General features: G+C 56.0%; 18 protein-coding genes. 8 read left to right on the top strand and 10 right to left on the bottom strand.

Annotation, left to right across the window (positions count from 1 at the left end):
• Positions 1-72: 72 nt before the first annotated feature.
• A complete protein-coding gene (locus ACXI0A_RS07810) occupies positions 73-1,140 on the top strand; it encodes a substrate-binding domain-containing protein (protein ID WP_476149525.1) in 1,068 nt (355 codons plus the stop codon).
• 96 nt (positions 1,141-1,236) lie between these two features.
• On the opposite strand, the gene ACXI0A_RS07805 is transcribed toward ACXI0A_RS07810, so the two are convergent.
• Together ACXI0A_RS07805 and ACXI0A_RS07800 are read right to left on the bottom strand one after the other, a co-directional pair.
• Positions 1,237-3,132 carry a methyl-accepting chemotaxis protein gene (locus tag ACXI0A_RS07805; RefSeq protein WP_224929839.1) on the bottom strand — a complete coding sequence of 632 codons (1,896 nt, stop codon included), beginning with the start codon at positions 3,130-3,132 and terminating at the stop codon, positions 1,237-1,239.
• 175 nt (positions 3,133-3,307) lie between these two features.
• Complete coding sequence (locus tag ACXI0A_RS07800; RefSeq protein WP_224929842.1) at positions 3,308-4,417, bottom strand: suppressor of fused domain protein; 1,110 nt, start codon at positions 4,415-4,417, stop codon at positions 3,308-3,310.
• Between the two features lie 225 nt (positions 4,418-4,642).
• On the opposite strand from ACXI0A_RS07800, the gene ACXI0A_RS07795 reads away from it, so the two are divergent.
• The gene (locus ACXI0A_RS07795; protein ID WP_476149528.1) at positions 4,643-4,936 is read left to right on the top strand and encodes a hypothetical protein; all 294 of its coding nucleotides are present in this window, start codon (positions 4,643-4,645) and stop codon (positions 4,934-4,936) included.
• A 2-nt stretch (positions 4,937-4,938) separates the two neighbouring features.
• Here the strand turns inward: ACXI0A_RS07795 and ACXI0A_RS07790 are convergent, their stop codons facing one another.
• Both ACXI0A_RS07790 and bglX read right to left on the bottom strand, forming a co-directional pair.
• Positions 4,939-5,802 (bottom strand): oxygenase MpaB family protein, encoded by an 864-nt coding sequence (locus ACXI0A_RS07790; RefSeq protein WP_476149529.1) that lies wholly within the window; start codon positions 5,800-5,802, stop codon positions 4,939-4,941.
• Between the two features lie 170 nt (positions 5,803-5,972).
• A complete protein-coding gene (gene bglX / locus ACXI0A_RS07785; protein ID WP_476149531.1) occupies positions 5,973-8,270 on the bottom strand; it encodes a beta-glucosidase BglX in 2,298 nt (765 codons plus the stop codon).
• A gap of 155 nt (positions 8,271-8,425) precedes the next feature.
• On the opposite strand from bglX, the gene dld reads away from it, so the two are divergent.
• Positions 8,426-10,135, top strand: a complete 1,710-nt coding sequence (gene dld, locus ACXI0A_RS07780) for a D-lactate dehydrogenase (RefSeq protein ID WP_476149532.1) — start codon at positions 8,426-8,428, stop codon at positions 10,133-10,135.
• 35 nt (positions 10,136-10,170) lie between these two features.
• Here the strand turns inward: dld and ACXI0A_RS07775 are convergent, their stop codons facing one another.
• The 3 genes from ACXI0A_RS07775 to ACXI0A_RS07765 all read right to left on the bottom strand — a co-directional run bounded on the left by ACXI0A_RS07775 (position 10,171) and on the right by ACXI0A_RS07765 (position 14,480).
• Positions 10,171-12,615, bottom strand: a complete 2,445-nt coding sequence (locus ACXI0A_RS07775) for a DUF3772 domain-containing protein (protein ID WP_476149533.1) — start codon at positions 12,613-12,615, stop codon at positions 10,171-10,173.
• Positions 12,616-12,773: 158 nt separating this feature from the next.
• Entirely contained in the window at positions 12,774-13,703 is a 930-nt protein-coding gene (gene pbpG, locus ACXI0A_RS07770; RefSeq protein WP_224929862.1) for a D-alanyl-D-alanine endopeptidase, read from the bottom strand.
• Positions 13,704-13,892: 189 nt separating this feature from the next.
• Positions 13,893-14,480 (bottom strand): Yip1 family protein, encoded by a 588-nt coding sequence (locus tag ACXI0A_RS07765; RefSeq protein ID WP_224929865.1) that lies wholly within the window; start codon positions 14,478-14,480, stop codon positions 13,893-13,895.
• 168 nt (positions 14,481-14,648) lie between these two features.
• On the opposite strand from ACXI0A_RS07765, the gene ACXI0A_RS07760 reads away from it, so the two are divergent.
• Positions 14,649-15,224 carry a DedA family protein gene (locus tag ACXI0A_RS07760; RefSeq protein ID WP_200538939.1) on the top strand — a complete coding sequence of 192 codons (576 nt, stop codon included), beginning with the start codon at positions 14,649-14,651 and terminating at the stop codon, positions 15,222-15,224.
• Here ACXI0A_RS07760 and ACXI0A_RS07755 read toward each other — a convergent pair.
• The gene (locus ACXI0A_RS07755; RefSeq protein WP_224929867.1) at positions 15,221-16,000 is read right to left on the bottom strand and encodes an SDR family oxidoreductase; all 780 of its coding nucleotides are present in this window, start codon (positions 15,998-16,000) and stop codon (positions 15,221-15,223) included. The two genes, ACXI0A_RS07760 and ACXI0A_RS07755, sit on opposite strands and share 4 nt — an antisense overlap.
• Positions 16,001-16,118: 118 nt before the next feature.
• Between ACXI0A_RS07755 and ACXI0A_RS07750 the strand changes: the two genes are divergently transcribed.
• Both ACXI0A_RS07750 and ACXI0A_RS07745 read left to right on the top strand, forming a co-directional pair.
• Complete coding sequence (locus ACXI0A_RS07750; protein ID WP_476149535.1) at positions 16,119-17,933, top strand: glycoside hydrolase family 15 protein; 1,815 nt, start codon at positions 16,119-16,121, stop codon at positions 17,931-17,933.
• Between the two features lie 198 nt (positions 17,934-18,131).
• Positions 18,132-19,214: a L,D-transpeptidase family protein gene (locus ACXI0A_RS07745; protein ID WP_476149537.1), complete on the top strand. Its 1,083-nt coding sequence runs from the start codon at positions 18,132-18,134 to the stop codon at positions 19,212-19,214.
• Between the two features lie 118 nt (positions 19,215-19,332).
• Here ACXI0A_RS07745 and ACXI0A_RS07740 read toward each other — a convergent pair whose 3' ends face one another.
• The gene (locus ACXI0A_RS07740; RefSeq protein WP_224929876.1) at positions 19,333-20,358 is read right to left on the bottom strand and encodes a transporter; all 1,026 of its coding nucleotides are present in this window, start codon (positions 20,356-20,358) and stop codon (positions 19,333-19,335) included.
• A 165-nt stretch (positions 20,359-20,523) separates the two neighbouring features.
• Between ACXI0A_RS07740 and ACXI0A_RS07735 the strand changes: the two genes are divergently transcribed.
• Together ACXI0A_RS07735 and ppk2 are read left to right on the top strand one after the other, a co-directional pair.
• Complete coding sequence (locus tag ACXI0A_RS07735) at positions 20,524-22,140, top strand: inorganic phosphate transporter (RefSeq protein WP_476149538.1); 1,617 nt, start codon at positions 20,524-20,526, stop codon at positions 22,138-22,140.
• Between the two features lie 12 nt (positions 22,141-22,152).
• Positions 22,153-23,073, top strand: coding sequence for a polyphosphate kinase 2 (ppk2, locus tag ACXI0A_RS07730; protein WP_476149539.1), 921 nt, complete (start codon positions 22,153-22,155; stop codon positions 23,071-23,073).
• Here the strand turns inward: ppk2 and ACXI0A_RS07725 are convergent.
• Complete coding sequence (locus ACXI0A_RS07725; RefSeq protein WP_476149541.1) at positions 23,070-24,275, bottom strand: MFS transporter; 1,206 nt, start codon at positions 24,273-24,275, stop codon at positions 23,070-23,072. The genes ppk2 and ACXI0A_RS07725 overlap by 4 nt on opposite strands.
• Between the last annotated feature and the right edge of the window lie 543 nt (positions 24,276-24,818).

The raw sequence follows: 24,818 nt of genomic DNA, 5'->3' as shown, positions 1-24,818 counted from the left end.
TAAAACCGTCTTAATATCAGTCCACTGCGTCTGCAAAAATTTGCAAACATTGATTGGGATCGGGATCACACTATGGCCGGCAAGCTCAGAATGGACGAAATTTCAGCAGTGACCGGGTACTCGGTCAGCACCGTTTCGCGCGTATTGAGCGGCAAATCCTACACCAGCGATAAAGCGCGTGAGGCCATCGTCGACTGTGCCCGTCGACTCGGCGTATTGCAGGAGATGGTAAGTGGTCGTCTGCTGATCAATGACATTGTGGTGTTTGCGCCAGGACGCACTTTCACGCCGCGTGGCGATCACTTTTACCATGAAGTGACACGCGGGATTGCAGAAGCCTGCGCATCACATGATGTGCATATCAGCTATTGTCCGTTAGAGGAGCAACGCGCCGATGTGAAGCTGTTTCTGGAGAAAGCGGGAGCAAAAAACATCAGCGCCATCATCATTATCGGCACCGACGATCAAGCCATCTTCAGTCTGGCGGCGTCACTCGGGAAACCCTGTGTGCTGATTAACTCACGCGATAAAGATATGCGGCTGGATGCGGTATCGCCCGATCATCGGGCGATTGGATTTAGCGCTATGCAGCATCTGTTTGAGCAAGGCCATCGCCGGGTATTAACCGTGACCTGCCTGCGGCGCGAAACGCTGTTTTTGCGGCTGGAGGGGATCAAAGACGCCTATCGCCATTTTCATATGCCGTTTAATGCGCAGCAGGATTTGATCGTCATCGAAGCCTACTCCTCGCAGGACACCGAGATCGCGTTGAATCAATGGCTGGATGCGCACCCACGCGATCAGTGGCCAGATGTGATTCTGCCCGGCGGCAAAGGCATTATTACCGGCGTGCAGAACGCACTGCTGTCGCGCGGTTTGCGCATTCCTGAAGATATTTCGCTGATGACCACAGATCTAGCCAGTCGACTGGAGGGATCGCCGGAGATGCCGATCACCGGCTTTGCGGTGCCGTGTCGCGAGCTGGGTTATGAAGCGATCCAGCTGATCCAGAATCGCCTCAATCGTCCACAGTCGTCGATTTACAATCTGTTGTTGCAGGGTAAGCTGGTGGATCGCGGCACGGTGGCGAATGCCACCCGCCATGCCGCGCGTGAGGAGATTCGTAACGCGTTTCCGTAAGTGAGGGTACCGCGTCAGCGGCGCGAGGACCGCCAGCCCCTGAGCGGCACCAGACTGCGTTATCACCTGTTGTTTAGGGCCTACTCTAAGCCAGCCTTACAACTTAAAGCTCTGCACCACCAGTTCCAGCTGCACGCTCTGCTCTTCCATGGCGCGCGCTGCAGCCGACACCTGCTCAACCAGCGCGGCGTTCTGCTGAGTGCTGCCATCCAGCTGCGTGATTGCCAGGTTAACCTGCTCAATCCCCATACTCTGCTCGCGACTGGCAGACATGATTTCGCTCATCAAAGTGGTGACGCTGCTGACGCCCTGCATCAGCTCATCCATAGTCTGACCGGCTTGTTCCACCAACTGGCTGCCGGTATCGATATTGGCTACCGACTCCTCAATCAGCTTCTTGATCTCACGCGCCGAGTTAGCGGAGCGCTGTGCCAGATTACGTACTTCTGACGCCACTACAGCAAATCCACGCCCCTGCTCACCTGCACGCGCCGCTTCTACCGCCGCGTTGAGTGCGAGAATATTGGTCTGGAAGGCGATGCTGTCAATCACGCTGATGATGTCCACCACTTTACGTGATGAGTGGTTAATCGCGCCCATGGTGGTGACCACCTGACGCACCACGTCCGTTCCGCGTGCCGCCACCTGCGAGGCACCGTCCGCCAGTTGATTGGCGTGGGTAGCATTGTCGGCGTTCTGACGTACCGTGCCGGTCAGCTCCTCCATTGAAGCCGCGGTTTCGACAATCGAACTGGCCTGCGATTCGGTACGCGCAGACAGATCGGCGTTACCGCTGGCAATTTCACGCGAGGCAGAGGTGATCGCCAGTGCGCTGTCGCCGACCTGACGCATCAGGCCCTGCAGATACTCAATAAACTGGTTAAAGCTCTGCGCCACTGCGTTAAATTCCGGACTGTTGCTGGCAGGCAGACGCTGGGTTAAATCTGCGCCGCCGGTCGAGAGTGCTTCAATATTGCGGTTCAGCAGGCTAAGACGCTTCATCATGGCGCGTACGAAGCCGAGCAGCACCAGCAGCAGGATCACCGCCAGCGGGATCTGCACCAGACCGAGTCGGGTCAGCATGCTGTGAGTCTGTGCATCCAACAGGCTGGATGGCACATCGCTGGCGAGATACCAGGGGCTACCGGCAATCGCCTGCAGGAATAGCGTGTGCTCACCATCTTCACCTTTGAAGGTGGTTTGCATCGGTTGATTGCCCGCCTGGCTCAGCAAACCTTTCAGTGCACCCGCCATCGGCAGTTGCGTATCAGAGAGATTTTCCAGTTTCGGCGTGCCATCCATCAGCGCGGCGTTACCCACCACTTTGCCATCCGCTTCGACGATTAACACGCGACCCTGAATCGCATCGCCCATCTGTTTCGCCAGCTGATTGAAGAAGCCGAGCGTCACGTCGATGGTCGCCACGCCCCATACGGTGCCGTCGCGATAAATCGCCATCGCACAGTTGGTACGCGGCTGCGGGCTGGCCGCATCCTGATAGGCTTTGGCCCAGGCACACTGACCTTTGGCAGCCGCCATGCCGTCTTTGTACCACGGCTGCTCCCAGTATTTGTCGGCCGCATCCGAATTCCAGTAGGTATTGACCTGCAACTGATTGCTGGCGTTACGGGCAAAGAATGAGCTGTCTTTCTCTTTCGCCGGATCGCGACGATTCGGCAGCGGCCAGATTCCGCCACCAAACACGTTACTGTCCTGATACTGGTTCACCAGCGCAGGCAGCAAGGTATCAATCGCCGCGCTATCCATCACGCCTGCGGCCTCGGTGATGGCACGCTGCTGCGCCTGCACGCGGTTCATCTGTTCAACGATGCGTCCTGCCAGGCCGTCCACTTCATAACGCACCAGACGGCTCTCATTTTGCGTTAACTGCGGAGCGATAAACTGATTGATCACCACCACGGTAACCAGCATCAGGACCACGAAAAATGCGACCAGCGTCGCGGTAAAACGAGATTGTGTAGTTTTTAACATCAGTGTGCCCTTACCCTGGTTGGCGAGTTGCCTGATCGAGGTTAACGGCGTGTTACAGAGGAACTTGAGGTGAGCAAGATCACAAAAATGCAAATAGTTGATTTAGGTGATCATTAGGAGGGTGACTAACGTTGCGCTTACTGCTCAGCGTGCGGGCAACAGCCCGCAAAGAGGACTATTGCGGCGGCTCCACCACTTCCTGACGTGGCCGAAACACATGGTCATTGCCCTCCGCCTGTAGGCGCTGCAGCAGCTGTTGTCCACCGCGATCGTCAGCCTGAGCAAACTGGCGTTCCGCTTCGGTGATCGGCGTCGCCCACAGCAGATTCGGGCGATCGCCATCGCGCTTGGGCAAACGGAACTGGGCCGCTTCCGGTGCCAGGCCATTGGCCAGCAGGAAACTCTCGAAGCCCACTGGCGCCACTTCTGATGCCAGCGTGTGCCCTTCGCCAATCCACGTCAGACGCGCCCACGGCAAGTGCGCGAACTCGGCCAGCGCGCTGGCCATCTGCACCGCGTTGGCTTCCGTCATCACTTCGCCGTCCACCGCCATCGCCAGTTCAACACGGCGGTATTGCGGGGCCAACTCATCAAACAGATAATCCACCTGCGGCATGGGCCGAATTCCCATACCGAGGGTGAGAAAATACCACACGCCATTATGCCAGTGCTGGGAAATGGCCATCGGCGGCCAGCTGCCTTGATCGATGGCGTAATACTTCACTGACTCACCAAACTGTGCCTGATAGCACTGTGTCAGCTCGCGCTGCACCACATCCCACAGATGGCCATCATGCCAGTCGCGCCAGAAATGGCGCTGCTGCTCGGCGCGCGCGTAGTAATCATTGGTGGAGGCCGAGCCGAGTGGTGCAGTCAGACGATTCTCTTTGATACAGGCTGCAGAGAAACTTACCTGCTTGTCCTGATACAGACTCCAGCCGGGGATCACCGCCAGCAGTTGACCGTAGTACCACAGCGCTGCACCGTCATCGCTCGGCTCCCACAATATTTGCAAACCAGCTGGATCGAGCATCGGTTCGGCTTCCAGCGTGCGGCAGTATTCTGCGCTCAACAGGGGTGCAATGCCCTGCTCCATCGCTTCGCGATCTTCACGCGCCGGTGCTGGCAGCAGATTGCGCAGCCAGCAGCCGCGCACCGCGTACTGGCTGCGAAACAGATCGTTCGGCCAGATGTAAAAGTAGGCCGTGCGCGCATCCTGTTCGACGATGGCGGTGAGTGTGTTTTGCTGATTTGGCACCTCAGCAATCAGAGGTTGGTGTGTCATAACGCCTCGACAAAGCCTTGAGGGATCCATTTTCCCTGAGAATAGAGCAGGATCGGCACTCGCACCACGTGACACAAGGGTAAAACTCTCAAAGTGCAGTCATGAAGCTTGAGAATGACTGATGAATGCCAGCACAACGCCCTGACAAACTTCAAATTAATTCGCGATTCATTTGCCGCTTCGCATGCTATTGTCTGCACATTCCTCCTTACGGAGCTGCCCAGCATGGTGTTGCAAAACCTCGATTTGAACCTGCGCGATGTCGTTATTTTCGCGATTTTGGTGTGGCTGTTTATCCGTTACACCTGGGTGATGTCGGCACTGACGATAATGCTGGCGGGGGGCGCACTGTTGCTCTTATTGCCTGTCGATATTTACTACAGCTTACTGCCGCTAGCCCTGCTGGGATTGGGTCTGGGAATGCTGTTCCACTATTATCAGCAGCGCCAGCTCACGCTAAAACGCGAAGCCCGCACGCCACGGACTTACACCAAAAAGCAAGACGAGCTGCATTTGTAGCCTTAGCGTCCCATACGTTGCATCGCGCGGGAATAAGCCCCGCGCTGAATCGACCAGCGCAGCAAACCGGCAATCACCGCCATTTCTTTATCCACGCGCCACTGCGTGAGCGGCCTAGTTGGCTGCTGAATTTGCTGTTGTGCCCAATCGGGTAGCAAGCCCATACCGGCTTTTAACATCGTCTTCATCGCCGGTTTGGCCTGCCAGCTGGGAGCCGGCGCGTTGATCAGCAGCTGCATCACTTCCTGCGTGCGTTCATCGCAGATTAATTCCGGGCGCATCGCCTGCAGATAATCTTCCACCGCCTGAACCGTTTTGGGCACTTTTTCCGCACCTAAAGCTTCGGCGATGATCGCCGCTTCCTCGTAATAACGATCCTGCTCGGCCAGCGAGAGCTGTGGATTTTTGTAGCGCAAATGGGCGGCGAGAAAACGGCTGGTTTCAGCGACGTGTACCCAGGTGAGCAGATGCGGATCGCTGGCTGCGTAAGGATGCCCCGCGTTATCAATGCCGGTGACACGCAGATGAATGCGTTTGACACGCTCAATCAGGATGTTGGCGTCTACCGTGTTACCAAAAGTGGTGACGGCAATAAACTGGCTGGTGCGCCGCAAACGGCCCAGCATGTCCTGACGAAAGTTGGAGTGATCCCACACGCCTGCCAGCGCGGCCGGATGCAGCATTTGCAACATCAAGGCGCTAATGCCACCGCACAGCATCGATGGGAAATCGCCGTGTACGCGCCAGATAACATGATCAGGCCCAAACAGGCCCGGGTCGCCCAGCGGTTGCGAGATATCGAATTCATTGAGTGCAAGGCCGTTAAGGCGAAAGACTTGCTGTTGGATGCGGTTACGGAGATTCATGTCGTCTGGATTATGTGCTGATTGACGTGGTCGGCATAAATGCCAACCCTACGAAACCTGGCAAGCTGAGCGTTGTAAGGTCAGCATTCCGGCCAACCCTACAAAACCCTGCCAGCATAGCACTGTAAGGTCAGCATTCATGCTGACCTTGTGCCAAATCGCACTCATGTTTACAGATAATCAAACTGCCCGTCTTGGGTGCGTACCGAATCGAGGCCAATCATCACGTTAAATTTGCCCGGCTCAGCCACTTGCTGCATCTTCTGATTCCAGAATTTCAGCGCATCCACGTCAATCTTAAAGCTCACGGTTTGCGATTCGCCGGCTTTCAGCATAATCCGTTTAAAGCCACGCAGCTCCTGCACCGGACGACTAATGCTGGCCACCGGATCGTTGAGATACATCTGCACCACCGTGGCACCATCACGCTTGCCGGTGTTGGTGACGGTAACGCTCGCTTCCACCGTGCCGGTGCGCGGCATGGTTTTCGCAGACATCTTCACCGGAGACACCGTAAAGGTGGTGTAGCTCAGGCCGTAACCAAACGGATAAAGCGGGCCGTTCACCGCATCGTAGTAATGCGAGGTGTACTTGTTTGGTTTAGCAAAGTTATACGGACGGCCGGTTGGCAAGTGGTTGTAGTAAATCGGCAGCTGGCCCACAGAGCGCGGGAAGGACATCGGCAGCTTGCCCGATGGGTTGTAGTCGCCAAACAGCACGTCGGCAATCGCGTTGCCGCCTTCGGTGCCGCTAAACCAGGTTTCCACCATCGCATCAGCGATTCGGTCTTCGTTCACCACCGTCAGCGGACGACCGTTCATCAACACAATCACCAGCGGCTTACCGGTGGCCTTAAGCGCCGCCAGCAGTTTTTGCTGACTTGGCGGGATTACCAGATCGCTACGGCTGGAGGCTTCATGCGCCATGCCCTGCGCTTCACCCACGGCGGCGACCACTACATCGGCCTTCTTCGCCTGCGCGACAGCCTCATCAATCAGCTCCTGCGGTGAGCGTTTATCCACGCTGACCGCCTGCTCATACAGGTTGAGGAAGTCCTGAATGCCTTTGTTATCGGTGATGTTGGCCCCTTTGGCATACAGCACCGTGCCTTTGCCGGCCATCGCATTGCGCACGCCCTGCAACAGCGGAATCGACTGTTTCGCTACGCCCGCGGCTGACCAGCTGCCCATAATATCGCGCTGGCTGTCGGCCAATGGCCCAACGAGCGCGACGGTGGCGTCTTTCTTCAGCGGTAAGGTTTCATGCCAGTTTTTCAGCAACACAATGCTCTTGCGCGCCACGTCACGCGCTTCGGCACGATGCAAACGGCTCTCGGCGTTGGTGTCCTGAGGATCGCTCTCTTTCGGCCCTAAATGGCTATAGGGATCGTTAAATAAGCCCATGTCGTATTTAACGTTCAGCACGTGACGCGCTGCATCGTCAATTTCCGCCATGCTCACCGCGCCGCTTTTCACCAGGCCCGGCAGATATTTGCTGTAGTACTCATCGCTCATGCTCATGTCGATGCCGGACTTCAGCGCGATACGCACCGCGTCCTGTGGATCGCTGGCCACGCCGTGTTTCAGCAGCTCTTTGATCGCACCATGATCGCTGATGGTGATGCCTTTAAATTTCCACTCACCGCGCAGTAGATCTTTCAGCAACCAGCCATCTGCCGTGGCAGGTGTGCCGTTGAGCGAGTTGAGCGCCACCATCACGCCGCCGCTGCCCGCATCCAGCGAAGCTTTGTACGGTGGCAGATAATCCTGGAACAGGCGTTGAGGACTCATGTCGACGGTGTTGTAATCACGCCCGCCTTCCACTGCGCCATAGGCGGCGAAGTGCTTCACGCTGGTCATGATCGAATAACGGTCGGCGGCGCTTTTACCCTGCATGGATTTCACCATCGCGCTACCCATTTGCGAAGACAAGAAAGTGTCTTCACCAAATCCTTCAGACACGCGCCCCCAGCGCGGTTCGCGGGTGACATCGACCATCGGCGCCCAGGTCATATTGAGACCATCATCGGCGGCTTCATAAGCGGAGATGCGCCCGACTTCGCCAATCGCATCCAGATCCCAGCTGGCCGCCAGGCCGAGCGGGATCGGGAAGATGGTGCGCTGGCCGTGTACCACGTCATAGGCGAAGAACAGCGGGATTTTCAGGCGACTGAGCTGCATCACCTGATCCTGCATCGCGCGGATATCCTGACGCGTCACGGTGTTGAATATTGCACCGACCTGACCGTGCTGGATCATGTCGCGCACCGCCTCTTTTGGCGTGTCTGGCCCCACACTGATCAGACGCATCTGCCCGATTTTTTCATCCAGGGTCATTTTGCCGAGCAGTTGGTTAACAAAGGCGTCGCGCGCCTGTTCTGTCATTGGATGGGGGCCAAACAGGTCATCTGCGAAGGCAGGCTGCATGGCAAGGGAAACAGCGAGGCTAACAGAGCAAATCCATTTCATCAGGTCGGGTTCTCTTAAGTGACTGCGCAATATCGAAATAACCGGGGCAGTGTGCCACAAGTTCAGGATAGCAGGTAGCCGCCGATGTCACACCGCGACCATGCCGTTGACGCGTGCTAAAGTAGATGCGCAACGTTAACGACAAGGACAGGTTCATGAATAACAACACCTCACACCCTACACTACTGGCTGAACTGCGCCGCCTCGTCGGCCCGTCACACCTGTTAACGGAGGCGGAACAGACCGCGCGCTATCGCAAAGGTTTTCGCTCAGGTGAAGGCGACGCACTAGCGGTTATTTTCCCTGGTTCACTGCTGGAGCTGTGGCGCGTGCTGCAGGCACTGGTGCAAGCCGATGCGGTGATCCTGATGCAGGCCGCCAACACCGGTTTGACCGAAGGTTCTACACCTAACGGCAACGATTACGACCGTCCGGTGGTGATCATCAGCACCTTACGACTCGATAAATTGCAGCTGATCGAAGGCGGCAAGCAGATTCTCGCCTTCCCCGGCAGCACGCTTTATCAGCTGGAAAAAGCCCTGAAGCCGCTGGGGCGCGAACCGCACTCGGTGATCGGATCCTCATGCATCGGCGCATCGGTGATGGGCGGGATTTGTAATAACTCAGGCGGATCGCTGATCAAACGCGGTCCGGCCTACAGCGAAATGGCGCTTTACGCGCAGATCGATGCCGATGGCAAACTGAAGCTGGTGAATCATCTCGGCATGGATCTCGGCCATTCGCCGGAAGAGATGCTCGGCCGACTGGATGACGATCGTTGGCAGCAGAGTGACGTGCGCTGGGACGAGCGTCATGCCTCCGACCACGAATACGCTGACCGCGTGCGCGATATCCACGCGGATACGCCAGCGCGCTTTAACGCCGATGAACGCCGCCTGTTTGAAGCTTCTGGCTGTGCGGGCAAACTGGCCGTGTTCGCGGTGCGCCTGGATACCTTCCCCACCGAACCGAAGCAGCAGGTGTTCTATATTGGCACCAACGATCCGGCGGTGCTGGGCGATCTGCGCCGCCATATTCTGGCCGAGTTTAACAACCTACCGGTGGCGGGCGAGTATATGCACCGCGATATTTTTGATATCGCTGAGGTGTACGGTAAAGACACCTTTGTGATGATCGACAAGCTTGGCACCGACAAAATGCCGCTGTTCTTTACGCTGAAAGGTCGCGTGGATGCCTGGCTTGGCAAACTGAGTTTTGTTAAACCGCACTTCACCGATCGCGTGTTGCAGCGCATCAGCGGTTGGTTGCCAGCCCATCTGCCGAAACGCATGAAGCAGTATCGCGATAAGTTTGAGCATCATCTGATGCTGAAAATGTCCGGTGATGGTGTGGCAGAGGCACAGGAGTATCTGCACGAATACTTCCGCGAAGGCGGTGGTGAGTTCTTTGCCTGCGACGGCAAGGAAGGCGCACATGCCTTCCTGCACCGATTTGCCGCCGCCGGTGCGGCAGTGCGCTATCACGCAGTACATGCGGATGAAGTGGAGGATATTCTGGCGCTGGATATCGCGCTACGTCGCAACGATCAGGATTGGTTTGAGCGCTTACCGGTGGAGTTTGATAACGACCTCAGTCATCGCCTCTATTACGGCCACTTCTTCTGCCACGTTTTCCATCAGGATTACATTGTGAAGAAAGGCGTCGATGCGCATGCGTTGAAGGAGAAGATGCTGGCGATCCTCAGCGAACGCGGTGCCGAGTATCCCGCCGAGCACAACGTCGGGCATCTGTATCAGGCGAAACCACAGTTGCAGGCGTTTTATCGTCAGCTGGACCCGACCAATACCTTCAATCCGGGGATTGGTAAAACCAGTAAGCAGAAAGGTTGGGCGGTGAAGGTTTGATAAAAAAATGGGCGGCTCCAGAGCCGCCCATGTGATTAAGGCAGTTGCTCGCCTTCATCCTGCGCTGCGGCAGGCATCGTCCGACGTTCAATGATCATCGTCTGCGGCGTGGAGAGCACAATGCCCTCTTTGCGCAGGCGCGTCAGAATATCGAACAGCAGGTCACTTTTGGCGCTGGAAATCTGGCGCTGGCCCGCCACGTTACCGGTGACACTCAACACGATACCGGCAGAGGTCAAATCCTTGAATGACACGGAAGGCTCTGGCGTTTCCAGTATGCGCTCGTTCTCCTCGTAAACCTCCAGCAGAATCTCACGCACGCGCACCGGATCGATATCCAGCGGGAAGGTCAACAGAATGGTCACCACCCCCTGCGCATTGCCCATGGTGGCATTACGCACGTTCTGCGAGATGAACTGCGAGTTCGGCACAATCACCGTGGATTTATCACTGAGTTGAATCTCGGTGGCGCGCACGTTGATGCGACGGATATCCCCTTCAATGCCGCTGATGCTCACCAGATCGCCCACTTTTACCGGGCGCTCGGTTAACAGAATCAAACCGGAGATAAAGTTCTTCACTATCTCCTGTAAACCGAAACCGATACCGACCGACAAGGCGCTGACGATCCACGCCAGTTTGTTCCACTGCAGGCCCATGATCGACAACGTCAGCAGGATAATCAGCACATAACCGATGTTGCTGAACAGCGTCACCAACGACACGCGCATACCAACATCCATGGTGGTTTTCGGCAGGAAATCTTTATCCAGCCAGCGACGCACCGAACGCAGCACGTAGATGCCCACCACCAGACACAGAATGGCATTGACCATATGCGCCGGCACAATGTTCAGCGACTCCAGCCCTTTGCCGCCCCAGAACTCAATCACTTTCTGAATCAGCTCGATCGGTGTTGACGAGGCAAAGGTGCCATTCAGCAGCGCCAGCGCCACAATACCAATCAGTGCGGTTTTGCCCACCGCGCCCAACAGCGTGGCCGCCTGTTGCAGATGGCGTTCATCAATATTCAATGACGTCTGCAGACGTTTGCCGGTGGCGTTGTTGGTGGAGAACAGGCTTTCACAGCCGTCATTGATCAAATGGCTGAGGAAGTAGAACGAGCCAAACAGAATGCCGCACCAGATCACTTCATAACCGAGGAAGCGCGCTAGCGTGACGTATCCGACGATCAGCGAAATCAGTATCGCCAGGGCAGTAATCGTCAGTGCCAGCTGTACCAGCCCGACAATGGTTGGACGCGCTTCCGGCGCATTGCCCTCTTGCACCATACGACGGCGTACGCGATTAGTACGCATGCTGATCGCCATACCGGTGGTGCCAATCAGCAGCGCCGTCAGGCCGTTCGCGAAGATAGTGGTGTTCAGGCTGGTGCCGACGCTGTAGTTAAAGGACTCTGCCGTCTGGAAAAGAAACACCAGTCCTGCCGTAATCGGTGGGAACGGCTTCAGCGCCTGCGCCACTTCATTGGAGATACTCGGCAAGCGCCAGCTCGGACGACGCGTGGACAGGAAGGCGCGGCCTAATCCGGCGATCAAACCGCAATAGACGCTGAGTTGCACCAGGCGCTCAACAAAATCCTGCACGTCAGTAGAAACTTCATCACGGCGAGTAAACGCCAGCGCGATAAAGTTGAAGGTCAGCACCACGGCCGCCAGGGTAGTCAAGGCAATTGCCGCAGCCAGGAAGCTACGACGCAAGCGCCCCTCTGGCAATTTGTTGATGCTCACCCAGGCCAAAAATTCTTCGCTGTAGCGACGACCCAGGGTCATCACCAGCATCGCCGCAATCAACCAGCCAATGGTGCCGAAACGCCAACCGGGTTCCCAGGAGAGCGCCGCCGTGTCCTGCAGTTCAGCGATAAAATCACTGATCTTTTCACCGTCCAAATCCTGACGGCTGACCATCGGTGCCCAAAAACGCGGCCCCAGGATACTGCCAGAATTGAGCGCCAGCTGGCTTTTCAACTGGTCACGACGCAGGTTGACGATCTGGGAGGAGAGCACCAGCGCACCATTTTTAATGCCGTCGGCCTGCTTGATCTGGTCATCCAGCTTGCTTTTCTGGCTCTCCAGCGAGGCGCGTTTGCGCGTCACTTCCGGCGTCTCTTTCACGCCGCTGTCCGGTTTCGGTGCCGGACCGAGTACCGCTAACTGTGCATCCAGCTGCTGCCCCTGGGGGATCAGCGCCTGGCTGAGGGTTTCGGCGTTTCCGGATAACTCCAGCGCCATTTCATTCAGCTGGTTCAGCTGGTTTTCATTGGTATCGCCAGAGACCTGACCTTTGATCTTGTCGAGAATTTTCTGCATTTTCGGCAGCTCAACCGCTGGGTTGACCTTCGGCGCAGCGTCTTCTTGCTGAGCCGCGGCGGCAGTGCTGTCATCCGCGTAGCTCAGTGCCGGGCTCAACAGCACCAGCAGCAGTAAAAATGGGGTAACGAGTGATCGAAGCTTGAACATATAAATGAGATTCCAGCGCAATTTCAGCCGATAAATGCCAGTTAACTTTGAATGGCGGCCAGTGTAGAGCGTAGCCGAAGCGGAAACTATAGGAATGAAGTGATAACTCACAGACGCACAATCCGTTGCGCATCTGTGAATTGACACAGACGTTGTGATTACTCGTTGCTGGCCGTCTGCGACGATTTCTGCTTCTTGTACGCCAGCGCAGCTGCCGGAACCGGCGCCGCTTTGCCGGTTTCCAGCCAGTCACGCAGACGATTAGCATCGGCAAAATGGGTGTACTTGCCAAAGGCATCCAGCACCACCAGCGCCACCGGACGATTATTGATCACCGTGCGCATCACCAGGCAGTGGCCCGCTTCGTCGGTATAACCGGTTTTGGTCAGGGCGATACGCCAGTCGTTTTTGTACACCAGATGGTTGGTGTTGCGGAATGGCAGCGCATAGTTAGGATGCTTAAACACCGCCGTGTCTTCTTTGGTGGTGCTCAGTTCACCAATCAAAGGATACTGACGCGTGGCCTTGGCCAGTTTGATCAGGTCTTCCGCATTGGAGACGTTTTGAATCGACAAGCCCGTCGGCTCAACATAACGGGTGTGCGTCATGCCCAGCGCGCGCGCTTTGGCGTTCATCGCGCGAATAAACGCATCGTAGCCGCCCGGATAGTGATGCGCCAGGCTGGCAGCGGCACGGTTTTCTGAAGACATCAGCGCCAGCAGCAACATGTTGCGGCGGCTGATTTCACTGTTCAGTTTGACGCGCGAAAACACGCCGCGCATCTCAGGCGTGTGGCTGATATCAACCGACAGCATCTCGTCCATCGGCAGCTTAGCGTCGAGCACCACCATGGCAGTCATCAGCTTGGTCAGTGACGCAATAGGACGCACACGGTCGGGATGGCTGGAGAACAGCACTTTGTTAGTTTCGAGATCGACAATCATGGCACTGCCGGAAGCGATTTGCGGTTGGGCAATCGGCGCCAGATTCGACAGCGCAGCAGGCGCGGCCAGTGCCGGAGTTACAGCTGCGGGCGCGGCGACAAACAGCGCCAGCGACAGCAAGGAAATACGCATTTTTACAGACATCGTGTCAAAAAAATCCGGTGAGGAGTTTTGCGCCGTGTTTGAGACACAGGCCGCGCGCATCAAACCAGACGGGATGCGGGCTGGCAGCAGCATAATACAAGTTTATCTGCGAAATTTCTTAGGTAGATTGTTTCCGGGCGTTAAAAAACCGGGGGCCAAATGACCACCCGGTTGATGTTTTAATGCCGACTAGAAAAGTCGCGGTCCGTAGCCCCACAGCACCACCGTCAGAGCCAGCAGCACTTCGAATACCAGCACACCAATCGCCAGGGTAGAACCTGAGAAGCGCATGCTCTCATCACGATCAATGTTGAGGAACACCGGAATGCCGACGTACAGCAGATAGCCGGTATAGAGTAACGCCACCGCGCCGGCTAACACACACAGCCACACCAGCGGATAGAGTGCCACCAGGCCGCTGATAAACAGTGGTGTCGCGACATAGCCGGCAAAAACGGTACAGCGCGGAACGCTCGGGCGCTGCGGATAATCGCGCGCCATCCAGTGAATGACGCGACCCATCACCGCCACGCCGCCTAAGATAATCAGGTAAAACAGAATGCCGAGACCGATGCCGGTCAGCAGGTTGAGTTGAACGAACTGCCCTTCGCCCAGATTCCAGCCCAGTTGTGTGGTACCGATAAAGGCACAGATCACCGGGATCGCTGCCATCATCAAAACATGGTGGGTGTAGTGGTGCGAAACGCTCTCATTTTCTTGCTTGATATCGCGCATTTCCTGGTTAGGATGCGCCAGAAGACCCCAGACATGATTCATAAAATCACTCCTCTGATGCGATGGGCTGCCCCTTCAGCGATCAGGCCATGCAACTCAGGCAGCTTCCCTTCAAGTATAATCGGGGCTGCTGTTTTTGCGGACAGCGGCACAAAAAAAGCTGCTGGCGTATAAACTGTTACCTGAATCACTCGCGACAGGGAGGAAAATTTGCATCTCGATATCAATGGATTAATTACCCAATACGGCTACCTCGCCTTACTGATTGGCTGTATCGCGGAAGGGGAAACTTTTACCCTGTTGGGCGGCGTGGCGGCCCATGAAGGCTTACTGCACTTTAGCGGCGTGGTGCTGGCCGCGATGATTGGCGGGATTATCGGTGACCAGCTGCTGTTCTGGCTCGGCCGTCGCTACGGCACGCGCATCCTGCGCCGTTTCCGTAAACATGAAGATACCATTCGTAAAGCCAATCGCCTGATTCAGAAGCGACCCAGCCTGTTTGTGATTGGCGTGCGCTTTATGTACGGCTTCCGCATTATTGGCCCGATCATCATCGGCACCAGCCGGTTAAAACCGCTGCGCTTCTTTGTACTCAACGTGATTGGTGCAGCACTCTGGTCGCTGATCTTTGTCACCCTCGGTTACTTCGCCGGGGAGATCATTACGCCGTGGCTGCATAAGCTCGACCAGCACCTTAAACATTTGCTGTGGTTGGTGGCGGCGATTGTGTTCGGCATCGCACTGCGTTACGTGATTCGCCGCTGGAACCGCCGCCGGGCGGACTAGTGGTGATAGCCTTTAAACTGCGGATTGGCCAGCATAAAACCACCATCGACAATAAACGATTGTCCGGTGGTGTAAGTCGCCCACTCCGAACACAGCCATGCCACTAAACTTGCCACTTCACGCGTATCGCCGGGACGCCCAATCGGGATTTCCGGCATACGCGTGCTGCGTGCCTGATCGTTAGTCAGGTGATTCATGGCGGTGGCAATCGCGCCTGGTGCCACGGCATTCACCAGAATATGATGCGGCAGCAAACTCAACGCCATCGATTTAGTCAGACCCCCAAGAGCGTGTTTCGCCGCCGTATAAGCAGTAGCATCTGGCAGCGGCGTATGTTCGTGAACAGAAGTAATATTGATAATGCGCCCGCCATCACCCTGATCGACCATGTGCCGTGCGGCGATTTGTCCGCAGACAAAGGATCCGTCTACATCCACGCTGAACGTTTTGCGCCAATCTTCGAAGGTCACATCGAGGAAATCGGCCTTTAACATCACCCCTGCGTTGTTGACCAACACGTCAATGCGCCCCAACGAGTTGATCAACTGCGACAGCTGTTTGCCACCCTCTTGCGGGTCAGAGAGATCAAGCTGCCGCACTTGCGCCGTTTGCCCTTTACTCTCCACCAGCCGTGCCGTTTCTTGTGCGCCCTCTTCATCTGAGCGCCAGGTAATGCCGAGGGTGAAACCTGCTTCTGCCAGCATCAGTGCACATGCGCGACCAATGCCGGAATCCGATGCGGTCACTACAGCCACTTTCTGTTTTCCGAGTGCCATAACATTCTCCTGCGTGATGGGTGTCTTCACAGTATAGAAGTTATCGATCTGTGCCTCGTGTCAGCCGAAAAAACCCTTTCGTCTATAGTTAACAATCAGATGCAGTCAAGGAGGCAGGATGAGCAAAATTAAACGCAGAATTGATGATCACGGCGTGATTGGGGATTTACGCACCTGTGCGCTCATCGCCAATGATGGCACCATTGATTACCTCTGCTGGCCCGAGTTGGACAGCCCATCCGTGTTTGCCGCCCTGCTGGATGGCGACGAAGCCGGTTTGTTCTCTCTGGCGCCCGACTGGAAAAATGCCCGTCAGCAGCAGCTTTATCTGCCGGACACTAATATTTTGCAGACGCGCTGGTTAGGCGATGCTGGCGTGGCGGAAATCACCGATTACATGCCGATCTGCGATCAGCCGAATAAAGTGCCGCGACTGGTACGTCGGGTCAAAATGGTGCGCGGTTCCGCGACCTTCAATCTGCTGTGTGCCCCGCGCCATGATTATGCCCGCGCTGAAACAAGCACCGAATTGCGTCCTGGCGGCATCGCGTTTCTGGCGGAAGGTCACCCCGCGTTACGCCTCAGCGCCACGGTGGTGATGACCCGTGAAAATCACAGTGCGGTGGCAGAATTTACCCTCAAAGCCGGGGAATCCGCTGAGTTTGTGTTCGGCAGCGATGAAGATCCCTTCGTCGCCGAGATCGCCACGGAGCAGTGCTTCAGTGAGACCCTGAGCTATTGGCGGCACTGGAGCAGCCACAGCACGTATCGCGGTCGCTGGCAGGAGATGGTGACGCGATCCGCCCTGGCGCTAAAACTGCTCACCTCCAAACAGCACGGTTCGATTGCCGCTGCCGCAACCTTTGGTTTGCCGGAAGAGTTGGGCGGCGAGCGTAACTGGGACTATCGCGCGTCGTGGATCCGTGATGCCTCCTTCAGCATGTATGCACTGATGCGGCTGGGCTACGTGGAAGAAGCGCGTGATTTCACTCACTGGGTTGGGCGCTGCGTTGAACATAGCCATGACGACACGCCGCATCTGCAGGTGATGTATCGTCTGGACAGCGGCACCGAATTGCACGAAACCGAGCTGCTCAATCTCTCTGGCTATGCCAACTCACGTCCGGTGCGCATCGGTAATGATGCGTGGCGACAGACTCAGCTCGATATTTATGGCGAGTTGATGGATGCCATTTATCTCGCCAACAAATATGGTGAAGCCATTTCTCAGCGCGGCTGGCGGCATGTGTCCGACATGATTGATTACGTCTGCGGCAACTGGAATCAGCCTGACGCCGGGATTTGGGAGATGCGCGGTGAGCCGGAACACTTTCTGCATTCACGCCTGATGTGCTGGGTGGCACTGGATCGTGCGCTGCGTCTCGGCCTGAAGCGTTCGCTGCCGATGCCGTATGAGCGTTGGGATCGTGTGCGCAGTGAGATCCGCGACGATATCTGGAAAAACTTCTGGAGCCCGGAACTGGGCCACTTTACCGCCACGCGCGGCGGAAAATTCCTTGATGCTTCCATGCTGCTGATGCCGCTGGTGCGCTTTGTCAGTTCAACCGATCCCGACTGGATTGCCACGCTGGACGCGATTAAAACGCATCTGGTGAGCGACGGTTTAGTGCGCCGCTATAACATTAGCGAGACGCCTGCCGATGCATTAACCGGAGGGGAAGGCTCTTTTGCCGCCTGCTCGTTCTGGTATGTGGAGTGTCTGGCGCGTGCCGGCCGCGTGCATGAGGCCCATTTTGAGTTTGAGAAACTGCTGAGTTATGCCAATCCCTTGGGACTGTACGCCGAAGAATTTACCACCCACGGCGAAGCGCTGGGGAATATGCCGCAGGCGTTATCGCATCTGGCATTAATCAGCGCCGCTTTTTTCCTCAACCGTAAACTGAGCAATGAAGTGACGCTGTGGCAGCCTTAAGAAAATTCACATTTTGGGCGGTACGACAACGAGATGGGTCGGGGAAAACGTGCTAATTGGGTAAAGTATCATCAGCTAGTGAAAATCATGATTCCCATCCTGACGCCTATGAACATATAATGCGCACCGGGTCATTGAGACCGAGATGGATTCGACACACTGACAAGCCTGAAACACGGCTGTAACGACTTGAAAAACATGAAAAAGAGCATTCGCGCGTTCGCTTCACTTGCTTTGGTACTGGCGGCATTCAGCCAGTCAGCATTCGCAGTAGTGTATCCGCTGCCAGCGGCTAACAGCCGTTTGATCGGCGAAAACCTTGAAATCACCGTGCCTGATGACAGCCGACTTCCGCTGGAAGCCTTTGCTGCACAGTACCAGATGGGCCTCAGCAACATGCTGGAAGCCAATCCGGGCGTTGATGTGTATCTGCCAAAAGCGGGCACCAAAATGGTGATCCCTCAGCAGCTGATCCTGCCTGACGCTCCGCGTGAAGGCATCGTGATCAACAGCGCGGAAATGCGTCTTTATTACTACCCGAAAGGCACCAAGACCGTGGTCGTGCTGCCAATCGGTATCGGCGAGTTGGGTAAAGACACCCCGGTGAACTGGACCACTACCGTTCAGCGTAAGAAAGCCGGTCCAACCTGGACACCGACCAAAGGCATGCACGCGGATTACGCGGCACGTGGCGAAACCATTCCAGCGGTGTTCCCAGCTGGCCCGGATAACCCAATGGGCCTGTATGCGCTGTACATTGGTCGTCTGTATGCGGTGCACGGGACTAACGCTAACTTCGGTATCGGTTTGCGCGTAAGCCACGGCTGTGTGCGTCTGCGTGCTGACGACATCAAGTGGCTGTTCGACAACGTGCCAGTGGGTACGCGCGTACAGTTTATCGATCAGCCGGTGAAAGCCACCGTTGAGCCAGACGGTTCTCGCTATGTTGAAGTGCACAATCCACTCTCAACCACCGAAGAGCAGTTCAACTCGCGTGAAGTGGTGCCGATTACCCTGACCGCAGCCGTGACCAAAGTGATTGCCGATGGCAGCACCAACCAGGATGCGGTGAACAATGCTATCCAGGCGCGTAACGGTATGCCGACTAAAATCAATGGTCCACAGGGTGAAGTGATGCCTGCTCCGGTGCCGGTACAGGAATCTTCTGACGCAACGCCGAAAGAAGAGCCAATGACCCCGCAAGGCGCCAGCGCCGTTGCACCGCAGGGTGACGTAGCACCGGTTGCTCAGCCTGCGCCAGCGACCGGCAACAGCCTGTAATTGCTGATTAGCATGCAGTAAAAAAGCCAGCCCATTGCGGCTGGCTTTTTTGTGGGCGTTTGCCATAAATGGCAACCCTACGTTGATAATGCGCGGTGTTCGCCGTGTGCACGCGGCATCATTCCCGCCGCCGTCTTAGCGCCAGCCAGCCCGCCACCAGGGTAAACACCAGCACCACAATCACCAGCAGTAAAAAACCGTGCGGATTACTGGCCAGCGGAATGCCGCCTACGTTCATGCCGAAAAAACCGGCAATGATGTTAATCGGCAGCGCCAGCACGGTGATCACCGTCAGTAAAAACAACGTGCGGTTACTCTGCTCCATCAAGCTGGCAGCAATCTCTTCCTGCAACAGACGAATGCGCTCCATCAGCCCTGCCAGATCATTTAATGCCACGCTGAACTCTTCCGTAAAAATGCGCAGTTCACTTAGCGGTTCACGTTTGAGCCATTTGGGTGGCCGATTCAACAAACGGAACAACGCGGCGGGTTCCGGTGCCAGCAAACGCTGCACGCGCAGTAGCATGCGGCGCAGATGGCCCAGTTCAGTGCGGTTGGTTTTTATCGCCGCACTGAGCAGCCGTTCTTCAACGGCGTCCACCGCCTGACTGGAACGACGAACCACCTGCTCAAGCTGAGCCTCCTGCTCACCCAGCAGCCACAGCAACATCGCATCGGGTTCAGCAAAAGAGAGGCGATCGATTTGCTGGTGCATACGTTCAATCATTCCCACAGGCCGATAGCGTGCGGTGACGATAGTGTGTTCACAGCACCAAATCCACAGCGTGGCGTTCTGCGTGCTGCGCTCTTCTTTACTGAAAGTCACGTCATTCAGCACCGCCAGCAGCGCATCGTTTTGATGAGCTAAACGGGTGCGGGGTGAAGCAGAATGGATCTCGTCGAAAAAATCATCATCTACACTAAAGTGGTCCTGAACCCAGCGCTCGGCACGCGCATGGTTGAGGTTGATGTGTAGCCAAAGAAAATAGGATTCCGGCAAATCTTGCTGTGCAAGCTGGGCAGCTTCACGGGCGTTGAGCCGCTGTGGTGCTGCTTCCGGCGTGAACAGATACCCATGAATAAGACCGGCCACTTCATTATTGAAGTCCGGTAACGAGGCAAACGGCAGGACAGGCTGGAGCATGGCAGCGTGATGATCCCGAAGCGGTCAGATCCACAGACTGCGACAGGTGTGTTACAGCAAGATGACAGAGCGTGATCGCGATCATCATTCTGTCATACAAACCCCGTATCACACTGCAAGTAACGGGTGCCATTCGAGCACCGTCAATCCACACCGGGGTGTGTTATGGCTGAAAACAGTTTACCTGCATCAACATCGACATCATCGTCCCAAAATGGACGTCCGAATCTTAACCAAGGCAACGGTCGCGTCTCACGTATCATCTTCCTGATCCTGCTATGCGGCGGCTTGCTGTTCACCGCTATCAACCTGTTTAATGACGTTGAAGAAACGGGCGCGCCGGTCACCAGCTATACGCCGTTCCTGCTGCTGGGCGTGGCATTAGTGATTGCACTCGGCTTTGAATTCGTCAACGGCTTCCACGATACCGCTAATGCGGTCGCCACGGTGATTTATACCCATTCCCTGTCGCCGGGTGTAGCGGTGGTGTGGTCGGGCTTCTGCAACTTCCTCGGCGTATTGCTCTCCAGCGGCGTGGTGGCATTTGGCATCATCTCGCTGCTGCCGGTAGAGCTGATTCTGCAGGCAGGTAGCGGCAACGGCTTCGCCATGGTGTATGCGCTGCTTTTCTCGGCCATCATCTGGAACCTGGGCACCTGGTATTTCGGCCTGCCGGCGTCATCTTCACATACGCTGATCGGTTCGATCATCGGCGTGGGTGTGGCGAATGCCCTGCTGCACGGCCGCAGCGGCACCAGCGGTGTGGATTGGGATCAGGCGATTAAAGTGGGTTATGCCCTGCTGCTGTCACCGGTGGTGGGCTTTATCTGTGCCGCGCTGCTGTTGCTGGCGATGAAAGCTTTGATCCGCAACCGTCAGCTGTATGAAGCACCAAAAGGCAACCAGCCACCGCCACCGTGGATCCGTGGTTTGCTGATCCTGACCTGTACCGGCGTCTCCTTTGCGCATGGCTCGAACGATGGTCAGAAAGGCATGGGCCTTATCATGCTGATTCTGGTTGGCACTATGCCGATTGCTTACGCCCTGAACCGTTCACTGCCGCCGGACCAAATCCCGCGCGTGGCAGCACTGACTCAGGTCACCGAACAGCAGTTGCTGACGCTGCAACCGGCACCGGCTGCAATGCCTGCACCGCGTGAAGTGCTGACCGAATTTGTGCGCACCAGTCAGAACCGTCCACAGGTATTGCCTGCCCTCGGCATGATGCTGGGCGACATCGGCGATCAGATCCGTCGTTATGGTGCGGTGGAGAATATCCCGGCCCAGGCGGTGACCAACACCCGTAACGATATGTATCTCGCCTCCGAAACCATCAAACATCTGCAAACCGCCAAAGTGGCGCTGCCGGAAGAGATCGCCAGCAATCTTTCCGCCGTGAAGAAAGAGCTGGATGCCGCCACGCGCTTTATCCCGATGTGGGTAAAAGTGGTGGTCGCGATTGCCCTTGGTCTTGGCACCATGGTGGGCTGGCGCCGCATTGTGGTCACGGTGGGTGAACGCATTGGTAAAACCCATCTGACCTACGCGCAAGGTGCCAGTGCCGAACTGGTGGCGATGGCGACCATCGGCGCAGCGGATATCTTCGGTTTACCGGTCTCCACCACGCACGTCCTGTCATCAGGCGTGGCCGGTTCGATGGCCGCCAATAAATCTGGCCTGCAGCTCTCAACGATTCGTAACCTCGCGCTGGCGTGGGTATTGACGCTGCCGGTCTCGGTCTTACTTTCAGGGCTGCTTTACGCTCTGTTTATTCATCTGTAACGGGGAAAAGTCATGGCGACACACGACAATAGCTACCACAGCGAGACCTTCAATGCGCGTCTGCTGCAGGAGTTTTACGACAGCTACGACGAAGAGCTGGAAATGGAGCTGGACGATCTGCGCTTCAATGATAACGGTGAACCGCAGGAAGAAGGTGATAAGGCCTTCCGCCGCCGCTACTTCCGTGAGCTGCTGCATCTGCAGGGTGAACTGGTGAAGATGCAGGATTGGGTGATGCGCACCGGACATCGCGTGGTGATTTTGTTTGAAGGCCGTGATGCCGCCGGGAAAGGCGGGGTGATCAAACGTATCACCCAACGTTTAAACCCTCGCACCTGTCGCGTCGCCGCCCTGCCCGCGCCGAACGATCGCGAGAAAACGCAGTGGTATTTCCAACGCTATATCGCCCATCTGCCTGCAGCCGGTGAAATTGTGATGTTTGACCGTAGCTGGTACAACCGCGCAGGCGTTGAGCGTGTAATGGGCTTCTGTAACGAAGCCGAAGTGGAAGAGTTTTACCGCAGCGTCCCGGAATTCGAAAAAATGCTGACGCGTAGCGGCATTCAGATCATCAAGTACTGGTTCTCGATTACCGATGAAGAGCAGGAGCTGCGCTTCCTGAGCCGCATCCACGATCCGTTGAAACAGTGGAAATTAAGCCCGATGGATCTGGAAAGCCGCCGCCGTTGGGAGGATTACACCGAAGCGAAAGAAGAGATGCTGGAGCGCACCCACATTCAGGAAGCGCCATGGTGGGTTGTGCAAGGTGTGGATAAGAAACGTGCGCGTCTGAACTGCATCAGCCATCTGCTGCAACAGGTGCCGTACGAAGAGAGCGAGTCGAAGACGATTATGTTACCGACGCGCGAACGCAATGAAGATTATCGCCGCGCGCCAGTACCTGAAAACATGGTGGTGCCAGAGAAGTATTAATTAACAGTTTGCACGGCTGCCTGGCGGCCGTGCTGCTGTTGCAGACGCAACGTTATCGCAAATGCGCCCAGCACCATCAGGGCCGCCGCCAGATACACTGACTGCATCCCCCAATGACCAATCAGTAATCCTGCCACCGGACCGGTTAATCCCAGCCCTAAATCAAGAAACGCCGAGTAAGTCCCCAACGCCGATCCCTGATCCTGCTGCTGCACGCGTTTAACCGCTTCCACGCCCAGCGCCGGGAACACCAGAGAGAAACCGCCCCCAGTCAGGAACGCGCCGATATCCACCAGCCAGCTGCTGTCAGCCTGCCAGATTAACAGCAGACCCGCACACTCCAGCACAAACGACACCAGCGACACTTTCAACCCGCCGAAACGGGTGATGTAGCGGCCACCGGCCAGACGCACCAGCACAAAGCCGAGACTGAACAATGTCAGAGCAAAGGCGGCGCCGCTCCAGTCGCGGCTGGCAAAATAGAGGGTGATAAACGTCGAGATGACGCCAAAACCGATGGTGCCGAAGCCCAGCGCCAGCCCAAACAGCCAGACGCGGCTGACCACGCGATGAAAAGGAATGCGCACGCCAGCGGTAACGCTGACCGCCGCCTTACGGCTCGCCATGCAGAAACCGATGATGCCCATCACCGCCACGAGCCCGGCAAAGCCGCTGATGCCGAACATTTGATTGAGCAGCACACCCAGCGGTGCACCTATCGCCATGGCAAAATAGGTGGCGACGCCGTTCCATGAGATCACGCGCGCTGTTTGCAGAGGCCCGACAATGTTCATCCCCCATAGCGTTGAACCGGTGCTGCTAAAGCTCTCTCCCACGCCCAGAAACAGCCTTCCCACCGCTAATAGCGCCAGACTGAGCATCGGCGCATCGGTGAACATTGCAGCGAATAGAGAGAGCACACCGCTCATGCCGCAGCACACCAATCCCATCATCACCACGCGTTTTGGGCCATAGCGATCGGCCAGGCGACCCGAATGCGGACGACTGAGCAGCGTGGCGAAGTACTGCAGGCTGATGATCAATCCGGCGATGAACGAGCTGAAACCCAGCTGGTTATGCACAAATCCCGGCAGCACCGCGAGCGGCAGCCCTACTGAGAGGTAGCAGAAAAACGTGAAGACAATAACGGAGATGATGCGTTTATTTAACTGAGCATGACTCAGTACAGCGGCGTCAGACATAAGTGATGGCATTACAAATGAATGTGAAACGCTACTATAGCGCAAATAGCGTTGAGCTTGAACCTGACTTTACGTGGAACTGTGTCATGGCTTAATTCTGCATAATTCTATTGTCGCGCTCATTTAAATTCCGCCGCTGTAAGTTCACTTCTCATTAATAACAGGACTTAATGCAATTTTATTTACGCATTGATCTGACAAATCCGAAAAAAATCAATAATCGGAAAACGATTAACAAAAAACATTTAATAAAATAGCAGCAAAACCAACTGTTAATCTTTCCAGGCCGTGGTAAAGCTAAGAGAGCCACGCGCAATCATTCACATTAAGCCATAGATTCCGCCCCTGATTGCCTTTAGGTTACAGATTATTCAATCAATCTTTGATCGTTACTTTCGGTGCGTAACCTACGCAGCGTCAACGTGTAGCCTGCACACCTGATTAAGCCAATCTCTGACCTCTGTTAATTCTGTTCCCTACCTGCCAGGAGAGATTATGAAGATAATCACCAGTGGAAGCGGATATCCTGAAAAAAGAAATATC

This window comes from Pantoea sp. C1E2, from assembly GCF_056491465.1.
The sequence above is the reverse complement of the archived record's forward strand: the minus strand, read 5'-3'. Positions and strand labels throughout refer to the sequence as shown.

Bases quoted from the DNA above. Each gene is read 5' to 3' on its own strand.
- ACXI0A_RS07750 (WP_476149535.1), top strand. From the start codon at position 16,119: ATGAGCAAAATTAAACGCAGAATTGATGATCACGGCGTGATTGGGGAT.
- ACXI0A_RS07795 (WP_476149528.1), top strand. From the start codon at position 4,643: ATGGTGTTGCAAAACCTCGATTTGAACCTGCGCGATGTCGTTATTTTC.
- bglX (WP_476149531.1), bottom strand. From the start codon at position 8,270: ATGAAATGGATTTGCTCTGTTAGCCTCGCTGTTTCCCTTGCCATGCAG.
- pbpG (WP_224929862.1), bottom strand. From the start codon at position 13,703: ATGTCTGTAAAAATGCGTATTTCCTTGCTGTCGCTGGCGCTGTTTGTC.
- ACXI0A_RS07755 (WP_224929867.1), bottom strand. From the start codon at position 16,000: ATGGCACTCGGAAAACAGAAAGTGGCTGTAGTGACCGCATCGGATTCC.
- ACXI0A_RS07805 (WP_224929839.1), bottom strand. From the start codon at position 3,132: ATGTTAAAAACTACACAATCTCGTTTTACCGCGACGCTGGTCGCATTT.
- dld (WP_476149532.1), top strand. From the start codon at position 8,426: ATGAATAACAACACCTCACACCCTACACTACTGGCTGAACTGCGCCGC.
- ACXI0A_RS07745 (WP_476149537.1), top strand. From the start codon at position 18,132: ATGAAAAAGAGCATTCGCGCGTTCGCTTCACTTGCTTTGGTACTGGCG.
- ACXI0A_RS07725 (WP_476149541.1), bottom strand. From the start codon at position 24,275: ATGTCTGACGCCGCTGTACTGAGTCATGCTCAGTTAAATAAACGCATC.
- ACXI0A_RS07740 (WP_224929876.1), bottom strand. From the start codon at position 20,358: ATGCTCCAGCCTGTCCTGCCGTTTGCCTCGTTACCGGACTTCAATAAT.
- ACXI0A_RS07790 (WP_476149529.1), bottom strand. From the start codon at position 5,802: ATGAATCTCCGTAACCGCATCCAACAGCAAGTCTTTCGCCTTAACGGC.
- ACXI0A_RS07735 (WP_476149538.1), top strand. From the start codon at position 20,524: ATGGCTGAAAACAGTTTACCTGCATCAACATCGACATCATCGTCCCAA.
- ACXI0A_RS07765 (WP_224929865.1), bottom strand. From the start codon at position 14,480: ATGAATCATGTCTGGGGTCTTCTGGCGCATCCTAACCAGGAAATGCGC.
- ACXI0A_RS07800 (WP_224929842.1), bottom strand. From the start codon at position 4,417: ATGACACACCAACCTCTGATTGCTGAGGTGCCAAATCAGCAAAACACA.
- ACXI0A_RS07810 (WP_476149525.1), top strand. From the start codon at position 73: ATGGCCGGCAAGCTCAGAATGGACGAAATTTCAGCAGTGACCGGGTAC.
- ACXI0A_RS07775 (WP_476149533.1), bottom strand. From the start codon at position 12,615: ATGTTCAAGCTTCGATCACTCGTTACCCCATTTTTACTGCTGCTGGTG.
- ppk2 (WP_476149539.1), top strand. From the start codon at position 22,153: ATGGCGACACACGACAATAGCTACCACAGCGAGACCTTCAATGCGCGT.